This is a genomic window from Bifidobacterium sp. M0353 (assembly GCF_016100645.1).
Lineage (GTDB): Bacteria > Actinomycetota > Actinomycetes > Actinomycetales > Bifidobacteriaceae > Bombiscardovia > Bombiscardovia choladohabitans.
In genome coordinates this window covers 1,038,447-1,054,857 of the sequence record NZ_JACFSB010000001.1, presented here as the reverse complement: position 1 = coordinate 1,054,857, position 16,411 = coordinate 1,038,447, and the positions used below count along the sequence as shown (strand labels likewise).

Genomic DNA, 16,411 nt, shown 5'->3' with positions numbered 1-16,411 from the left:
GACATGGACGAACTTCACCAAGTAGTAGTAGCGGTCGATATTGGAGGCACCAAAATTGCTTCAGCACTGGTCGAAGTCAATGAGTCGAAACCTGTAATACTGCCTGACACCCTGCACTCCATACCTACGCAGGCAGCGCAGGGTGGTGAGCATGTACTCAACCGGGTGGCCCAGGAGGTCCGGACCTTATGCGACAGAGCTCGTAGCTGGCCTAATGGTGCGTTGGCAGTAGCGGGTCTGGCTGTGGCGAGCCCTGGCTGTGTGGATTTCTCCGGGCGCATCGTGTCAGCGACCGATATTTTACCAGGCTGGACAGGCCTGGCGCTGAGGTCTCGACTGGAGCAGTTGAGCGGACTACACGTCTATGCCTTGGGTGATGCTCTTGCGCACACGTTTGGAGAAGTGCGATGGGGGGCCGCGCAAGGGTATGACTCGGCTTTGCTTGTAGCAATAGGGACGGGTATTGGCGGTGGTGTCAGCATTGATGGCAAGTTGCTACACGGCTCCCACTCTGCGGGAGGTCATGTGGGTCATATCGGTCACCCGGCAGCTGCTGATGTAGTGTGCTCGTGCGGACTTCGCGGCCACATTGAGCCTCTTGCCTCGGGTCCTGGTCTTGAACACGTGTATGTTCAGCTGGGCGGTGCTCCGGCGGAAAAACCTTGTGGCGGTGCTCAGATTGCGGCTCGGGCTCGGCAAGGTGACCCTCTGGCTCGCCGAGCCATTGAACAAGTCGGGCAATACTTGGGCAATGCTTTAGGCAATCTCGCGAATGTGCTCGATCCGGCTGTCATTGTGTTATCTGGATCGGTCGCCCAAGCAGGAACACTCTGGCTGAAAGCCGTGCGAAAAGGTTATGCCGAACAAGCGATAGTACCGGTTGCTTCAACCCGGCTCGTGCTTGGAGATCTCGGTGATTACGCGCCGCTGATAGGAGCGGCGGAAGCCTTTCTGGAAGGCTACGGTTTGTGTGGCAGGGCGCGTGGCGTGTGGGTTGACGCTGACAATGACAGGAGAATCCCATGGAAAAAGTAGTAGAACGTTTGCATCATCAACTTATTGTGAGCTGCCAGGCGTATCCAGGTGAAGCTATGCGACACCCAGAGACTATGGCTCAAATCGCATTTTCTGCTCAAGCTGGGGGAGCCGGCGGTATTCGCTGTCAGGGACTTTCGGATATTGCTGCCATCAAAGGAACGGTCAGTGTGCCTGTGATAGGTCTCTGGAAGGAGGGGGACACCGGCGTATATATCACGCCCACGTTGCGGCACGCGAGGTGCTGCATGGCCGCAGGAGCCGATATTGTGGCTCTCGATGCCACAGATAGGCCACGACCAGATGGGTTGAGCCTGGCGGAAACTGTGCGGATACTGCGTTCAGAAGGTGCAGTGCTGATGGCTGACTGCGGCTGTTTGGACGACGCTCGACGGGCGAGGGATTTGGGTTTCGATATCGTATCTCCTACGCTCGCTGGATACACATCGGAGCGGCAGAAGACCGATGGGCCGGACTATGAGCTTATTGAGGAGATGGTCTCCACTATCAGCGATATACCTGTGATCTGTGAGGGGAGGGTTCATACGCCCGAGCAGGCTCGGCGTGTTAAGAGCTTAGGTGTGTGGGCAGTAGTAGTAGGCACGGCCATCACTCACCCGCAGACGATCACATCATGGTTTGTTCAAGCCTTGCAAGAACCGAATAAAGTCTAGCCTTGCTTGCAGTAGGTGAGGGCCCAGGCCAACGCAGGTGAACCGGGCCCTCACCAGAGGGGCGATTGGCGAATTATTACAGATCCTTGCGGTTGATGAGGAGGGCGGAGCCTAGCCTGGTGAGCGCCAGGACAGCAAGGGGAACGCTGATATAGGACCAGATTTGGTCGAGGCTCATTGTGGAGAGGGCAATGCTCTCGGCAACAGTCACAAAACCATGTATTTGAGCCAAGTCCAGTGGGCGAATATGGTCGGCATGGATATCGTTAAAGGCCAGATGATGAAGATGGCAGGAACAAGGGCCGAATTAGTTGTCACCTGCAAGATCACGCTTAAGTTGAAAATAACAGAGATAAAGAAAGCGATAGCCACCATCATCACTAAGGCATCGCCGACGAGATTACCTGCGCTCTCACCTGGGCCGCGCACTTTGAACAGACTGGCCACCGCTGACGCGAGGTAGTAAACCAGAACGAAAGCAAAGGGGTCAACGAGCCGACCACATACTTGGATCCGATAAACTGCAAGCGTGGGATGTCGGAGATAAGCATATTCTTATAAGTTTATTGGGAGAATTCTTAGCCGATAACGACTACGAATACTGCGATCAGAGCGTAGGCAAGACCGACGTAGACATCGTCAGGGCTTCGATGCCAGTCGAGACGCTCCAACTCCACTTTGTCAATACCAACTTCATCGCCAGCCTAGCAAATATGAGAATCCGCAGCAGAAGATATATGGGAAAACTTGAAAGCCTAGTAACAAAGCGGGGTGGCTAACGCGGCTCGAACGCGCGACCTCCTGAACCACAATCAGGTGCTCTACCGACTGAGCTATAGCCACCATGGTGAATCAACCCGTATCGCGGATCAATGCAACAGATGAAACTATACACGATGACATGACATGGCACGCCGGTGAAGTGTGACCCATGCCTAAAGACCGTGCTTTGTCTTTGGACCTTCAGTTCACGACCATGGCCTCTACATAAAAAGTCTCCAGCACCACCAGGGTCTGGTCGTTGACGGTGAAGTGCGGATCATCCATTGCCTGTCGCATGTCCTCTGAGGTCCAGAAGGACTCATGAGCCTGGCGCCACTCAGGAAGGCTTTTATAGTCTTCTCCTTCATTCAGAACATGCTGCAGCGTGACCAGGCCGAGTCGGGTCACGCTCACCGAGGCATATCTGAGGACGGCAACTGGCTGGTTATCTGAGTTCACCAGAAGCGTTCGTCCGCCCGCGGAGGGGAGTGGCTCATGATCATGAATGAACTCTGCCATCAGGCTGGTCGTAGTAGTTTTGCGCCCCTCCAGGATCGCTTCCACCAGGCAATCACGTTCTGGACCAGGGAAAGCGAATTCATCCTTGGGAAGGTTCGCAACATCTTGGGCTTTGACCGTTGGTATTTGCCTATTTATCATAGTCGTTGTGGTTGTCTTGCCTATTAGACTCAGGCTCTTTGTCGTCGAGCGCTTTCCTTATGGGTTGGTAGGCCTTGATCAGATCGGCCAGGCTCATAGCGGTGTTGGCGGGGCTGGTGGATGGCAGATTGATCATCGTCGGTCGATATCCCCTCTCCTGCAGGATCGGCAGGCAGTAGCGACGGTAAAGCTGGCCGGCTTTGCGTCCTGTGGTGAATATGGTGCCGATGGGCACACGGTCCAGCAAGCCAGCGATGTCAGTCGGCACGACATTGGTTATTGAAGCGTCGGAGGCACCGTGGATGTCGCATTCCTGGATGACATCCCAGAGTGCTATGCAATGATTGAGTGCAAACCTAGCGCGGACAGCCGGATCAGGCCCTGGAACAGGCTGGTCGAAGAGTGCAGCCAGCACGGGCCAGAAGCGGTTGTGCGGAAACATGTAGTAGAAGCCAGCTTCACGCGAACTCGGGCTGGGAATGGATCCCAGGATCAGTACACGAGATCGGTCATCCCAAATGGGTCCGAACTCGTGGGTGACATGTGTGGCCGAACCTGCAGTCATGCGCCAAGCAGGCCAGTCAGAGACGCGGTCATCACGTTAGCCTGGGCAATCACCAGAATGAAGACCAGCAGGCTGGTTGCGCATTCGACCAGGCCCACATACAGAATGGGAATGCGGCGCCGACGGGAGATGGCAGGCAGTAAGGCCGCGCGAACCAGCAGAACCAGGGCGGTCAATAGAGGCCACCATCCTGCGGTGCGTACCATGGCGACCCCGATCAGGCAGAGGGCCAGGTTCCAAGCCAGCGAAAGAAGGTAGCACCAGGTCTTGCCGCGCTCGCGGATCATGGTCTTAACGAAGATGACCGAACCGAACTGGGTCACAGCGAAGACAGCTGCACTGACCACTCCAATCGATGGCAGGGCAGCGCTTGGGAAAAATCCGCTGGCGAAGCAGTCTACAGCAGGATTTGGTTGGCATCCGAAGTAGCTGGCCTTGGCGCTTTCCGGTCTTGATCCCGGCGTCTGCAGTCGCGACCCGAGGGAGACGGCGATCAGACAGAGCGTGCAGGCCGCAATCACGGCTACAGTATCGTTCCACCAGGAGCGTTCCGTGCGTAGCCAGGCGGCGGCAAAGTTCAGCACACCTAGCACCAGGTAGAGCGGGGCCCATCGCAGGAGCCCTGGGGTGCCGACCAATAGGATCAGCCCGGTCACGGCCGTGAGTAGAGCGTACCCCAAAGCTGGTGGTGCGAATCTGGCGGCTCGGTGCGAAACCATCCACCTTGAGCCGGTGAACTCAAAGCAGTAGCAAAAAGCCCAGGCAACCATGAGCAGCAGGCTCCTCCAGGTCGGGCCTCCGACCAACAGCCCAGCCAAGCCCGGCATCAAAGCCATGGCCCAGCCGCCTATCTGGTCGGGTATCCATAGCCGCCGCCACTGTCGTCCTTTGGGTCCTGATCGGTTCGTGGTCGTCGATTTGTGGGCTTGAGGGTTTGGTCTGCTGCCGTTCGACCCGGCGGCCTTGCCCCTGTCTGCGTCTGTAAGCATACTCATCAGCCTACGCCCCGGTATGGGTGTCACTGCCTCTTCCGTAATGCCGATTCGGTCAATATCATGGTCGAAGGAGTCATGAATCACGTGGGTTCCTGGTTTCAGGAGGCAGATGATGGGTCAGGTGGATATCAAGCGTGTATACGAGCAGGCAGCTGACGAGGACGGGGTCCGCATCCTGGTCGACAGGCTCTGGCCGCGCGGCGTCAGCAAGGAGCGGGCGGCCCTGTCCGGATGGCTCAAGGATGTCGCGCCCAGTCCGGACCTGCGGCGCTGGTGGCACCATGATCCTGACCGCTTCCAGGACTTCGCACGCCGCTATCGCACTGAGCTGGATGACAATCCCGCCTTGGAGGATCTGCTCAGCATTGTACGCGAACATGATAGGACGACACTGGTCTATGCAGCCAAGGATCCAGCCGTCAACCATGCTCTGATCCTGCGTGACTACATCCGGCAGGCTCTGGAGAAAGAGGGCATGTAGACAGCCGGACATTCACGAATTTCAGAGAATAGCCGGACAATGGCATTTGTGTCACCGGACACCGGCCGCTATATCCCCAGTCATCCATATTTACTGATTGAGATATCAATTTCCGACACCTATATATCAGGGATCTGTTATAGGCGGACAACCGATTATTAATCAACAGATACCTATAAATACAGGTATGTGCAAAGATCTGTTAGATATTCCTGCCAGAGCTTTCCCGCCAGCTGTTCCACTGCGTCATCACAGTGGGCAAAGCCCAGAGCATACTTCCAAGTTCATAATGTGGCCATGTCTGCCCTGGTGATATACTTTTCATCGTGTGTGCCGACAGCACGCCTTATGTCACAGGTGAGCTTGTCGGGATATCCCCGAATCCGAAGAGTGCAGGCAGCAATGCCCGGCAGGAGGATTAGGGGCCATCGGGCCGGTGGACAGTGGCTGATCTCTCCTCGTTGGAGCGACTGCGGCTGCGGTGCGGCGGTCTCGCAGTGCAAACGAAGACAAGTTCATCGAAGGAATCGGAGAGAGTCAGTTGCCAACAATTGAACAGCTCGTCCGCAAAGGGCGCAAGGCCAAGCCTCGCAAGTCGAAGACTTTGGCACTCAAGGGCAGCCCGCTGCGTCGCGGTGTGTGCACCCGTGTCTACACCACCACCCCCAGGAAGCCGAATTCGGCTCTGCGGAAGGTTGCCCGTGTCCGTCTGAGCTCCGGCATTGAGGTTTCAGCCTACATCCCCGGCGAGGGCCACAACCTGCAGGAGCACTCCATCGTGCTGGTACGCGGCGGACGTGTCAAGGATCTGCCCGGCGTGCGCTACCACATCGTGCGCGGTGCACTGGATACCCAGGGAGTCAAGGATCGCAAGCAGGGCCGTTCCCTGTATGGAGCAAAGAAGGCCAAGTAACACATGTCACGCAAAGGACCAGCTAAAAAGCACCAGCTCCTGCCCGATCCCATCTACGGTTCCACCGTGGTGGCCCAGCTGATCAACAAGATCCTGCTGGACGGCAAGAAGTCCATCGCTGAGAACATCGTCTACACCGCTCTGGAGCAGGTCAAGGAGAAGACCGACCAGGAGCCCGTGGCCGTGCTCAAGCGCGCCCTGGACAACATTCGTCCCAGCCTGGAGGTCCGCAGCCGTCGTGTCGGCGGTGCCACCTACCAGGTCCCTGTCGAGGTCAAGCCTAACCGCGCCAATACGCTCTCTTTGCGGTGGCTGACCGATTACAGCCGCGCCCGTCGTGAGAAGACCATGTCGGAGCGGCTGGCCAACGAGATCCTTGATGCCTCCAACGGCCTGGGTGCTGCGGTCAAGCGCCGCGAGGACACCCACAAGATGGCCGAGGCCAACAAGGCGTTCGCCCACTATCGCTGGTAATCCCAAGAGAGCGAGAACAAGGAATTATGGCACAAGACGTGCTCACGGACCTGACCAAGGTCCGCAACATCGGCATCATGGCCCACATCGATGCCGGCAAGACAACGACGACCGAGCGTATTCTCTACTACACCGGCGTCAACTACAAGATCGGCGAGACCCACGACGGCGCCTCCACCATGGACTGGATGGACCAGGAGAAGGAACGTGGCATCACAATCACCTCCGCCGCCATCACGGCCTTCTGGAACCGCCAGTCCCACGATCCAGAGGACCGCTACCAGATCAACATCATCGACACCCCCGGCCACGTGGACTTCACCGCCGAGGTGGAGCGCTCCCTGCGTGTGCTCGATGGTGCCGTGGCGGTGTTCGACGGCAAGGAGGGCGTGGAGCCCCAGTCCGAGACCGTCTGGCGTCAGGCCGACAAGTATGGCGTGCCCCGCATCTGCTTCATCAACAAGATGGACAAGCTGGGCGCCGACTTCTACTACTCGGTGGACACCATCAAGGACAAGCTGGGCGTCAAGCCGCTGGTCATGCAGCTGCCCATCGGCGCTGAGAGCGACTTCCACGGCGTGGTAGACCTGGTGCGCATGGTGGCCTACTACTGGAAGGACGAGGCCGATCTGGGCGCCAAGTACGACACCATCGACATCCCCGACGACCTCAAGGACAAGGCCGAGCAGTACCACACCGAGCTGCTCGAGGCCGTGGCCGAGTCGGATGAGGATCTGCTGGAGAAGTACCTGGGCGGCGAGGAGATCTCCCAGCAGGAGATCCGCACCGCTGTGCGCAAGATGACCATCGAGCAGTCGGCCTTCCCGGTCTTCTGCGGATCCGCCTTCAAGGACAAGGGCGTGCAGCCCATGCTGGACGCGGTCGTGGACTACCTGCCCAGCCCCGAGGACGTGCCGGCTATCAAGGGCTACAAGATCGGCGACGAGTCCGTGGAGATCGACCGCAAGCCCACCGTGGACGAGCCCTTCTCGGCCCTGGCCTTCAAGGTGGCCACCCACCCCTTCTACGGCAAGCTGATCTACGTGCGTGTCTACTCCGGCAAGGTGGCCCAGGGCGAAACGGTCCTGGACTCCACCAAGGACAAGAAGGAGCGCGTCGGCAAGCTCTTCCAGATGCACTCCAACAAGGAGAATCCGGTCGACGAGGCCATCGCCGGCAACATCTACGCCTTCGTCGGGCTCAAGAACGTCACCACTGGTGACACCCTGTGCGACGAGAAGGCGCCGCTGGTGCTGGAATCCATGACCTTCCCCGATCCTGTGATCGAGGTGGCCGTGGAGCCCAAGACCAAGGCCGACCAGGAGAAGATGGGCATCGCCCTACAGAAGCTCTCCGAGGAGGATCCCACCTTCCAGGTCAAGACCGACGAGGAGTCCGGACAGACCCTGATCTCCGGCATGGGCGAGCTCCAGCTGGACATCCTGGTGGACCGCATGCGCCGCGAGTTCCATGTGGAGTGCAATGTGGGCAAGCCCCAGGTGGCTTACCGCGAGACCATCCGCAAGCCCGTCATGAACCAGGAGTACACCCACAAGAAGCAGACCGGTGGTTCCGGCCAGTTCGCCAAGGTGCTCATGAACTTCGAGCCCCTGGACACTTCCGAGGGCGAATCCTACATCTTCGAGAACAAGGTCACGGGCGGCCACATCACCAAGGAGTTCATCCCCTCGGTCGATGCGGGCGTGCAGGAGGCCATGGAGTCCGGCGTGCTGGCAGGCTTCCCGGTCGTGGGCGTCAAGGCGACCCTGACCGATGGCCAGATCCACGAGGTCGACTCTTCGGAGATGGCCTTCAAGATCGCCGGCTCCATGTGCTTCAAGGAGGCTGCTCCCAAGGCCAAGCCCGTCATCCTCGAGCCCATCATGGCCGTCGAGGTCCGTACTCCCGAGGAGTACATGGGCGACGTCATGGGTGACATCAACTCCCGTCGTGGCTCCATCCAGTCAATGACAGACGCCACCGGCGTCAAGGTCATCGACGCCAAGGTGCCCCTCTCGGAGATGTTCGGCTACATCGGCGACCTCAGGTCCAAGACCCAGGGCCGCGCCATGTTCACCATGCAGATGGACTCCTACGCTGAGGTTCCCAAGACCGTCAGCGACGAGATCATCAAGGCCCAGCGAGGCGAGTAATGCCGGTCCGGTCCGCCGCCACGGCGGGCCCCTGCAAAAAAGCTCTTCTGTCACAAGTCGGCGTTACACTCTTGTAGCGCTGACTGGGCGGAGGGCAAAAGTGGCAAAGAACCCGATAACCCAGTAATATGTAGCGAGTGCTCTGTGCGTGGTTCGCGCAGGCAACCTACGAGACGTCCAGGAGGACAAAACACAATGGCAAAGGAAAAGTACGAGCGGACCAAGCCGCACGTTAACATTGGCACCATCGGCCACGTCGATCACGGCAAGACCACCCTGACCGCGGCCATCTCCAAGGTGCTGCATGAGGAGTACCCGGACGTCAACCCCGAGTACGATTTCGCTCAGATTGATGCTGCTCCTGAGGAGAAGGAGCGCGGCATCACCATCAACATCGCGCACATCGAGTACCAGACCGCCAAGCGCCATTACGCCCACGTGGACTGCCCCGGACACGCCGACTTCGTCAAGAACATGATCACCGGCGCTGCTCAGATGGATGGCGCCATCCTGGTGGTCGCCGCCACTGACGGCCCCATGGCCCAGACCCGCGAGCACGTGCTGCTGGCCCGCCAGGTCGGCGTGCCGAAGATCCTGGTCGCCCTGAACAAGTGCGACATGGTCGACGACGAAGAGCTGATCGAGCTGGTCGAGGAGGAAGTCCGCGATCTGCTTGACGAGAACGGTTTCGACCGCGACTGCCCCGTCATCCGCACCTCCGCCTATGGCGCCCTGCATGACGATGCCCCTGACCACGACAAGTGGGTTCAGACCATCAAGGACCTCATGGATGCCGTCGACGACTACATCCCCACCCCGGTCCACGACCTGGACAAGCCCTTCCTGATGCCCATCGAGGATGTCTTCACCATCTCCGGCCGTGGCACCGTGGTGACCGGTCGTGTCGAGCGCGGCAAGCTGCCCGTGAACACCAACGTGGAGATTGTCGGCCTGCGGGACACCCAGTCCACCACCGTCACCTCCATCGAGACCTTCCACAAGCAGATGGACGAGGCCGAGGCTGGCGACAACACCGGTCTGCTGCTGCGCGGCATCGGCCGTGAGGATGTCGAGCGCGGCCAGGTCGTGGCTGCTCCCGGCACCGTGACCCCTCACCACAAGTTCGAGGGAGAGGTCTACGTGTTGACCAAGGACGAGGGTGGACGCCACTCGCCGTTCTTCTCCAACTACCGTCCGCAGTTCTACTTCCGGACCACCGACGTCACCGGCGTCATCACCCTGCCCGAGGGCGTGGAGATGGTTCAGCCCGGCGATCACGCCACCTTCTCCGTCGAGCTGATCCAGCCCGTCGCCATGGAGGAGGGCCTGACCTTCGCTGTTCGTGAAGGCGGCCACACGGTCGGCTCAGGTCGAGTCACCAAGATCATCGAGTAGGATTGCCTGTCGCTTGTCGACACAATCCGATGACGGGGCCCGGAATCCTTCCTGTGATTCCGGGCCCCGCCCATATCCGGCAGACTTCGCCGCCGGACCAGCCGCGGTGTTCATGCGCCGTGGCATAATAGGCGAGGATTTATCGCGAGCGGGCCGGATCCTGTGTGGCCCGGTGCTTTCGGCAGATGGCCAGGAGCCCTCCGAAGGAACGTTCATCAGAATGAGGTGGTATCAAGGTGGCACAGACTTCCAACGACATCAAGAACGGATCGGTCATCAACCTGGACGGCAAGCTTTGGACCGTCATCAAGTTCCAGCACGTCAAGCCGGGCAAGGGGCCGGCCTTTGTGCGCACTACGATCAAGGACGTCCTCTCGGGCAAGATCGTGGACCGCACCTTCAACGCGGGCATGAAGATGGACTTCGAGACCGTCGACAACCGGACCATGCAGTACTCCTACCGGGACGGTGACTCCTTCGTCTTCATGGACATGAACACCTACGAGCAGGTGAACATCCCCGATGCCCTGGTCGGCGATCAGGAGCGCTTCCTGCTTGAGGGCACAGACTGCATCATCAGCTTCCATGACGGCAACCCCCTGTCCGTGGAGCTGCCTGCATCCGTGGTGCTGACCGTGACTGCAACCGAGCCCGGCGTCCAGGGTAACCGCTCCAACGCCGGCACCAAGCCCGCCACTGTGGAGACAGGGGCCGAGATCCAGGTGCCCCTCTTCGTAGGCGAGGGCGAGAAGGTCAAGGTGGATACCCGCGACGGCTCCTACCTGGGCCGCGAGAACTGAGCAAGGCGGAAACCACACATCCATGGCACGTTCCACAGCCCGCAAGCGGGCCTTGAACACCCTGTATGAGGCCGATGAGAAGAGCCAGGATTTCCTCTCCCTGTTGGAGGAGCGCAAGGCTCGGCCGGGGGCGCAGACACCTCTGCCCGCCTATGCCGTGACCATCGTTGAGGGTGTGGCTGGGCATCGTCAGCACATCGACGATGCCCTGCAGGCCCACTCCACCCGGTGGCCGCTGAGCCGCATGCACGCCATCGACCGCAACATTCTGCGTATCGCCGCCTGGGAGATGCTCTACAATCCTGATGTCCCCGACAAGGTGGCCATCGATGAGGCCCTGTCCCTGGCCAAGACCCTGTCGGATGCCGATGCACCCTCCTTCATCCATGGCGTTCTGAGCGCCCTGGAGCAGGAGAAGGATGAGCATCAGGCTCGTCGTGAGCAAGCCGATCGGATTGCCGCACTGGCTGATGCCGAGGCCGATGCGGACGCTTCGGATGATGAATCAGATAGGCCAAAAGCAGGGGTCGTATCCACCGGGCCGGTCCCCTCTGGGGATGACCATGCTGGCAGCAAGTCGGAATCGGCAACAGCTGCACCTGAAAGAGGGGATGTCGACCAGTCGGCCCCCAGCTTGGACCAGCTGAAACTGACTCTGCCGGAGGAACTGGCCACGGATGCCGATCGCCCGTCAGGCGACTGAGCAAAGATCCGAGTAAAGGCCGACCGATGCCCGCTGGCTGTCAGGGCATCGGTCGGCCTTTTGCCATATTCAAGCTGGGAGATCAGTTGAGCTTGCGGCAAGGGTTGCTCAACCATTCCTTGAACAATCCGTTCGGCATGATCCATGGGGGTCATTAATATGGGTGCGAATATCCACGGCAAACAAGGGGGTTCGGTGAACCTGAAGGACACCAACGCCATCGCCTCCGATCGTTGTTTCTCCGATTCCGCCATCCTTCTGCTGGAGGACGGCCAGGTGTATGAGGGAAAGGCCTTCGGGGCACTGGGCAGCACTATCGGTGAGGTCGTATTCGCCACGGGGATGACCGGATACCAGGAGACCCTGACCGATCCCAGCTATGACAGACAGATTGTAGTACAGACTTTTCCGCACATCGGCAATACCGGTGTCAACGGGGAGGACGGTGAGTCCTCACGGATATGGGTGGCTGGATATGTGGTCCGGGAGCCCAGTCCCACTTTCAGTAATTGGCGGGCTACAGGCGGTCTCCAAGGGGAGATGATCGATCAAGGCATCGTCGGGATCAGCGGCATAGATACTCGCCGGCTCGTGCGGCACCTGCGTTCAGCGGGCGTCATGCGGGCCGGTATTTTTTCCGGATCGGCCCTGGACGATGCCAGCATCCAAAGTCTCTTGGATCAGGTCAGACAGGCGCCGACCATGGGTGGCTCCCACCTGACCGGCGAGGTCAGCACCGACTATCCCTACACGGTGGAGCCCTGTGGCCAATACCAGGATAGGGAGCCGCTCTGCACGGTGGCCGCTGTAGACCTTGGCATCAAGGCCATGACCCCTCATCGGCTGGCCGAGCGCGGATGCAGGGTCCACCTGCTGCCCGTGGGCACCACCATGGAGACCATCCACTCGCTGAATCCGGATGGGGTCTTCTTCTCAAACGGTCCCGGCGACCCCTCTACGGCCGATCATGAGGTGGCCCTCCTGCGTCAGGTGCTTGATGCAAGGCTGCCCTTCTTCGGCATCTGCCTGGGCAACCAGCTTCTGGGCCGTGCCCTGGGTTTCGAGACCTACAAGCTGAAATTCGGCCATCGCGGCATCAACCAGCCGGTTATGGATCTGAGCACCGGCAAGGTTGAGATCACCGCGCATAATCACGGATTCGCAGTCAAGGCGCCCAAGGGGGACCCGGTGCCCTCGCCCTATGGTCAAGGTCGATATGGTCGAGTCCGGGTCTCTCATGTCGATCTTAACGATGGAGTGGTCGAAGGTCTGGAGTGCCTGGATATTCCGGCTTTCTCCGTTCAATATCATCCGGAGGCGGCGGCTGGTCCACACGATGCCTCCTATCTGTTTGACAGGTTCGTCACGTTGATGCAGGACGCCAAGGAAGGGAAGGCACATGCCTAAGCGGCAGGACATCCATTCGGTCATGGTCATCGGCTCGGGGCCCATCGTCATCGGGCAGGCGGCCGAGTTCGACTATTCGGGGACCCAGGCCTGCCGGGTGCTGCGCGAAGAGGGGATTCGCGTCATCCTGGTCAACTCCAATCCCGCCACCATCATGACGGACCCTGAGATGGCCGATGCCACCTACATCGAGCCCATCACCGTGCCCTTCCTGGAGCGGATCATCGCCAAGGAGCGGCCGGATGCCCTTCTTCCCACCCTGGGTGGCCAGACCGCGCTGAATGCTGCCGTGGAGCTGGGCAAGGCCGGCGTGCTGGAGCGCTACGGGGTGGAGCTGATCGGCGCTTCGCTGGATGCCATCGACAGGGGAGAAGACCGCGAGCTCTTCAAGCAGGTGGTGGACCAGGCCGGCGCCGAGTCAGCCAAATCCCGCATCGCCCATAGCCTGGATGAGGCCGAGGCGGTAGCCGACGAACTGGGCTACCCCCTGGTGGTTCGCCCCTCCTTCACCATGGGCGGCCTGGGCTCTGGGATCGCACATGATCGTGAGGAGCTGCGGCGGATCGCCGGTGCCGGCATCCACTATTCGCCCACCGACGAGATCCTTTTGGAGGAGGGCATCGAGGGGTGGAAGGAGTATGAGCTGGAGCTCATGCGCGACCGCCTGGACAATGTGGTTGTGGTCTGCCCCATTGAGAATGTGGACCCGGTCGGCGTGCACACCGGAGACTCCATCACCGTGGCCCCGGTCTTCACCCTGACCGACCGGGAATATCAGCGCATGCGCGACATAGGGATCGCCATCATCCGCGGCGTGGGGGTGGATACGGGCGGCTGCAACATCCAGTTCGCTGTCAACCCCAAGAACGGCCGGATCATCGTCATTGAAATGAATCCACGTGTTTCGCGGTCTTCGGCCCTGGCTTCCAAGGCCACCGGCTTCCCCATCGCCAAGATTGCGGTCAAGCTGGCCCTGGGATACACCTTGGATGAGATCGAGAACGACATCACCCGTTCAACCCCTGCCTCCTTCGAGCCGACCATCGACTACGTGGTCACCAAGATCCCGCGTTTCACCTTCGAAAAGTTCCCCGGGGCGGATACGACCCTGACCACCTCGATGAAGTCCGTGGGCGAGGCCATGGCCCTGGCCGGCAACTTCCGCGAATCCCTGGGCAAGGCCATGCGCTCCATCGACAAGCGGCACATGACCTTCTCCTGGGATGGCCCCCGGCCCGACCAGGCCGAGACCGACCAGCTGCTGGAGGCCATGCACACTCCCACCGAGCACCGCTACCTGCAGATTCAGCGGGCCTTCTGGGGAGGGGCTACCGTGGAGCAGGTCCACCAGGCCACCAGGATCGACCCCTGGTTCCTGGAGCAGATCAGCATGATCAACGAGCTGGCCCTTCGGGTGCGCCAGTCCGAGGTCCTGGACGAGGACCTGCTGCGCCAGGCCAAGCAATCAGGACTGAGCGACCTGCAGATCGCCCACCTGCGCGGCATGGGCGACCAGGGTGAGGCGGTTGTCAGAGAGCTGCGCTGGGCCTTCGGTCTTCATCCTGTCTACAAGACTGTGGACACCTGTGCAGCCGAGTTCGATGCGGTCACGCCCTACTACTACTCCTGCTACGCCGACGAGTCCGAGCTGCGCCCCCGCCAACGCGAGGCGGTCATCATCCTGGGCTCGGGGCCCAACCGGATCGGACAGGGGGTCGAGTTCGACTACACCTGCGTACACGCCGTCCAGGAGCTGGGCAAGGACTATGACACCATCATGGTCAATTGCAATCCAGAGACGGTCTCCACCGACTATGACATGTCGGACAGGCTCTATTTCGAGCCGCTGACCTTCGAGGACGTTCTGGAGATCTACCGGGCCGAGAAGGCCATGGGACCTGTCAAAGGGGTCATCGTCCAGCTGGGTGGTCAGACGCCCCTCTCTCTGGCTGCCAGGCTCAAGGCGGCCGGGGTGCCCATCCTTGGCACCAGTCCCGAGTCCATCGACCTGGCCGAGAACCGCGAGCTCTTCGGTCAGGTGCTCAGCAAGGAGCACTTGAACGCTCCACGGTACGGCACCGCCCTTTCTCTGGATGAGGCCAAGAAGGCAGCCCATGCCATCGGCTACCCGGTTCTGGTCAGGCCCTCCTACGTGCTTGGCGGACGAGGTATGGAGATCGTCTACGACGACCAGCAGCTGGCCACCTACGTGGATCGCGCCCTGGATGAGGCCAAGGCTGATACGGTGGTCTCTGGCCGCCTGCCCTCGCCCCTGCTGATTGACAAGTTCCTCCAGGATGCCATCGAAATAGACGTGGATGCCCTCTATGACGGGCAGGAGCTCTACATCGGCGGAATCATGGAGCATGTGGAGGAGGCCGGGGTCCACTCCGGTGATGCCGCCTGCACCCTGCCGCCTTCGACCCTCTCCGACGACCAGATCAATCGGCTGAGGCAGGCCACCCTGGCTATAGCCCAAGGCTGCGGGGTCCAGGGACTGATCAACGTTCAGTATGCCTTCATGGCCAACACCCTCTATGTGATCGAGGCCAATCCCCGCGCATCCCGGACCGTCCCCTTCGCCTCCAAGGCCACGGGTACGGCACTGGCCAAGGCCGCGGCACGGATCATGGTGGGGGAGTCCATCGCCCAGCAACGAGCCAATGGTCTGCTCCTGCCTGTCGGCGACGGTGGCATGGTCCGCGTCGGCCAGCCTGTGGCTGTCAAGGAGTCGGTTCTGCCCTTCAAGCGCTTCCGCACACCGGTTGGTCGGACCGTGGACATCCTGCTGGGCCCGGAGATGCGCTCCACCGGAGAGGTCATGGGCTTCGATCGGGACTTTCCGCACGCCTTCGCCAAGAGCCAGCTGGCCGCCTACCAGGGAGGATTGCCCACCGGTGGAGTAGCCTTCCTGTCGGTCAACGACACGGACAAGCGCCAGCTGCCCATGCTGGCCGCCCGTCTGCTGGAGCAGGGCTTCAGCATCTGCGCCACCAGTGGCACGGCCTCTGTCCTGCGTCGGTACGGCTTCGACGTGGCCGTTGTAGACAAGATCAGCGATGGCGAAGAGCAGGGTCGGGCTTTCACGGATTCGGACGGGGTCAAGCACATGGGCCGCAATCCTGTCCAGCTTATTGAGGAAGGGGCCATTGACATGATCCTCAACACACCCAGCTCCAGGGGTTCGCGCTCCGATGGCTATCTGATCCGGGTGGCCGCCATCGCCGCCGATCTGCCGCAGTTCACCACCATCACCGAATTCTCAGCCGCCCTGATGGCCATTGATGTGGTCAAAAAGGACGACTACGAGGTCATGAGCATCCAGGAACACGCGGCCCGACTGCTGGAGCTGGAGGAGGCCAGGTAGGTACTGGCTATATGATTGACCCATATT

General features: G+C 60.3%; 15 protein-coding genes and 1 tRNA gene. 11 read left to right on the top strand and 5 right to left on the bottom strand.

The window, feature by feature from the left end:
- Window positions 1–3 precede the first annotated feature (3 nt).
- Together H3V04_RS04340 and H3V04_RS04335 are read left to right on the top strand one after the other, a co-directional pair.
- Window positions 4–1,035, top strand: a complete 1,032-nt coding sequence (locus tag H3V04_RS04340) for an ROK family protein (RefSeq protein WP_198187322.1) — start codon at window positions 4–6, stop codon at window positions 1,033–1,035.
- Entirely contained in the window at window positions 1,023–1,709 is a 687-nt protein-coding gene (locus H3V04_RS04335; protein WP_198187321.1) for an N-acetylmannosamine-6-phosphate 2-epimerase, read from the top strand. The genes H3V04_RS04340 and H3V04_RS04335 overlap by 13 nt, the downstream gene beginning before the upstream one ends.
- A 207-nt stretch (window positions 1,710–1,916) precedes the next feature.
- Here the strand turns inward: H3V04_RS04335 and H3V04_RS04330 are convergent, their stop codons facing one another.
- The 5 genes from H3V04_RS04330 to H3V04_RS04310 all read right to left on the bottom strand — a co-directional run bounded on the left by H3V04_RS04330 (window position 1,917) and on the right by H3V04_RS04310 (window position 4,691).
- Window positions 1,917–2,156 (bottom strand): hypothetical protein, encoded by a 240-nt coding sequence (locus tag H3V04_RS04330; RefSeq protein ID WP_198187320.1) that lies wholly within the window; start codon window positions 2,154–2,156, stop codon window positions 1,917–1,919.
- Window positions 2,157–2,479: 323 nt separating this feature from the next.
- A tRNA-His gene (locus H3V04_RS04325) sits at window positions 2,480–2,552 on the bottom strand.
- A 120-nt stretch (window positions 2,553–2,672) separates the two neighbouring features.
- Entirely contained in the window at window positions 2,673–3,131 is a 459-nt protein-coding gene (locus tag H3V04_RS04320; RefSeq protein ID WP_198187319.1) for an ASCH domain-containing protein, read from the bottom strand.
- Window positions 3,121–3,696, bottom strand: coding sequence for a DNA-deoxyinosine glycosylase (locus H3V04_RS04315; RefSeq protein WP_198187318.1), 576 nt, complete (start codon window positions 3,694–3,696; stop codon window positions 3,121–3,123). The genes H3V04_RS04320 and H3V04_RS04315 overlap by 11 nt, the downstream gene beginning before the upstream one ends.
- Window positions 3,693–4,691, bottom strand: a complete 999-nt coding sequence (locus H3V04_RS04310) for a YwiC-like family protein (RefSeq protein ID WP_198187317.1) — start codon at window positions 4,689–4,691, stop codon at window positions 3,693–3,695. The genes H3V04_RS04315 and H3V04_RS04310 overlap by 4 nt, the downstream gene beginning before the upstream one ends.
- 112 nt (window positions 4,692–4,803) lie before the next feature.
- Between H3V04_RS04310 and H3V04_RS04305 the strand changes: the two genes are divergently transcribed.
- The 9 genes from H3V04_RS04305 (at window position 4,804) to carB (ending at window position 16,384) form a co-directional block, all read left to right on the top strand.
- A complete protein-coding gene (locus H3V04_RS04305; RefSeq protein WP_198187518.1) occupies window positions 4,804–5,172 on the top strand; it encodes a DUF488 domain-containing protein in 369 nt (122 codons plus the stop codon).
- Between the two features lie 541 nt (window positions 5,173–5,713).
- Entirely contained in the window at window positions 5,714–6,085 is a 372-nt protein-coding gene (gene rpsL, locus H3V04_RS04300) for a 30S ribosomal protein S12 (protein WP_198177476.1), read from the top strand.
- 3 nt (window positions 6,086–6,088) lie between these two features.
- Window positions 6,089–6,559, top strand: coding sequence for a 30S ribosomal protein S7 (gene rpsG / locus H3V04_RS04295; RefSeq protein ID WP_015022140.1), 471 nt, complete (start codon window positions 6,089–6,091; stop codon window positions 6,557–6,559).
- Between the two features lie 26 nt (window positions 6,560–6,585).
- On the top strand, window positions 6,586–8,712 hold the full coding sequence (gene fusA, locus H3V04_RS04290) for an elongation factor G (RefSeq protein ID WP_110413173.1): 2,127 nt from the start codon (window positions 6,586–6,588) through the stop codon (window positions 8,710–8,712).
- 195 nt (window positions 8,713–8,907) lie between these two features.
- Window positions 8,908–10,107: an elongation factor Tu gene (gene tuf, locus H3V04_RS04285; RefSeq protein ID WP_015022138.1), complete on the top strand. Its 1,200-nt coding sequence runs from the start codon at window positions 8,908–8,910 to the stop codon at window positions 10,105–10,107.
- A gap of 236 nt (window positions 10,108–10,343) precedes the next feature.
- Window positions 10,344–10,907: an elongation factor P gene (gene efp / locus H3V04_RS04280; RefSeq protein ID WP_198187316.1), complete on the top strand. Its 564-nt coding sequence runs from the start codon at window positions 10,344–10,346 to the stop codon at window positions 10,905–10,907.
- Window positions 10,908–10,929: 22 nt separating this feature from the next.
- Complete coding sequence (gene nusB / locus H3V04_RS04275; protein ID WP_198187315.1) at window positions 10,930–11,610, top strand: transcription antitermination factor NusB; 681 nt, start codon at window positions 10,930–10,932, stop codon at window positions 11,608–11,610.
- Between the two features lie 195 nt (window positions 11,611–11,805).
- The gene (carA, locus tag H3V04_RS04270) at window positions 11,806–13,017 is read left to right on the top strand and encodes a glutamine-hydrolyzing carbamoyl-phosphate synthase small subunit (protein ID WP_373564667.1); all 1,212 of its coding nucleotides are present in this window, start codon (window positions 11,806–11,808) and stop codon (window positions 13,015–13,017) included.
- On the top strand, window positions 13,010–16,384 hold the full coding sequence (gene carB / locus H3V04_RS04265; protein WP_198187313.1) for a carbamoyl-phosphate synthase large subunit: 3,375 nt from the start codon (window positions 13,010–13,012) through the stop codon (window positions 16,382–16,384). Before carA ends, carB begins: the two co-directional genes overlap by 8 nt.
- Window positions 16,385–16,411 lie beyond the last annotated feature (27 nt).

Coding starts and splice junctions, on each gene's coding strand:
- rpsG (WP_015022140.1), top strand. CDS start 6,089: ATGTCACGCAAAGGACCAGCTAAAAAGCACCAGCTCCTGCCCGATCCC.
- fusA (WP_110413173.1), top strand. CDS start 6,586: ATGGCACAAGACGTGCTCACGGACCTGACCAAGGTCCGCAACATCGGC.
- H3V04_RS04335 (WP_198187321.1), top strand. CDS start 1,023: ATGGAAAAAGTAGTAGAACGTTTGCATCATCAACTTATTGTGAGCTGC.
- H3V04_RS04340 (WP_198187322.1), top strand. CDS start 4: ATGGACGAACTTCACCAAGTAGTAGTAGCGGTCGATATTGGAGGCACC.
- nusB (WP_198187315.1), top strand. CDS start 10,930: ATGGCACGTTCCACAGCCCGCAAGCGGGCCTTGAACACCCTGTATGAG.
- carB (WP_198187313.1), top strand. CDS start 13,010: ATGCCTAAGCGGCAGGACATCCATTCGGTCATGGTCATCGGCTCGGGG.
- H3V04_RS04315 (WP_198187318.1), bottom strand. CDS start 3,696: ATGACTGCAGGTTCGGCCACACATGTCACCCACGAGTTCGGACCCATT.
- H3V04_RS04305 (WP_198187518.1), top strand. CDS start 4,804: ATGGGTCAGGTGGATATCAAGCGTGTATACGAGCAGGCAGCTGACGAG.
- H3V04_RS04310 (WP_198187317.1), bottom strand. CDS start 4,691: ATGAGTATGCTTACAGACGCAGACAGGGGCAAGGCCGCCGGGTCGAAC.
- H3V04_RS04320 (WP_198187319.1), bottom strand. CDS start 3,131: ATGATAAATAGGCAAATACCAACGGTCAAAGCCCAAGATGTTGCGAAC.
- tuf (WP_015022138.1), top strand. CDS start 8,908: ATGGCAAAGGAAAAGTACGAGCGGACCAAGCCGCACGTTAACATTGGC.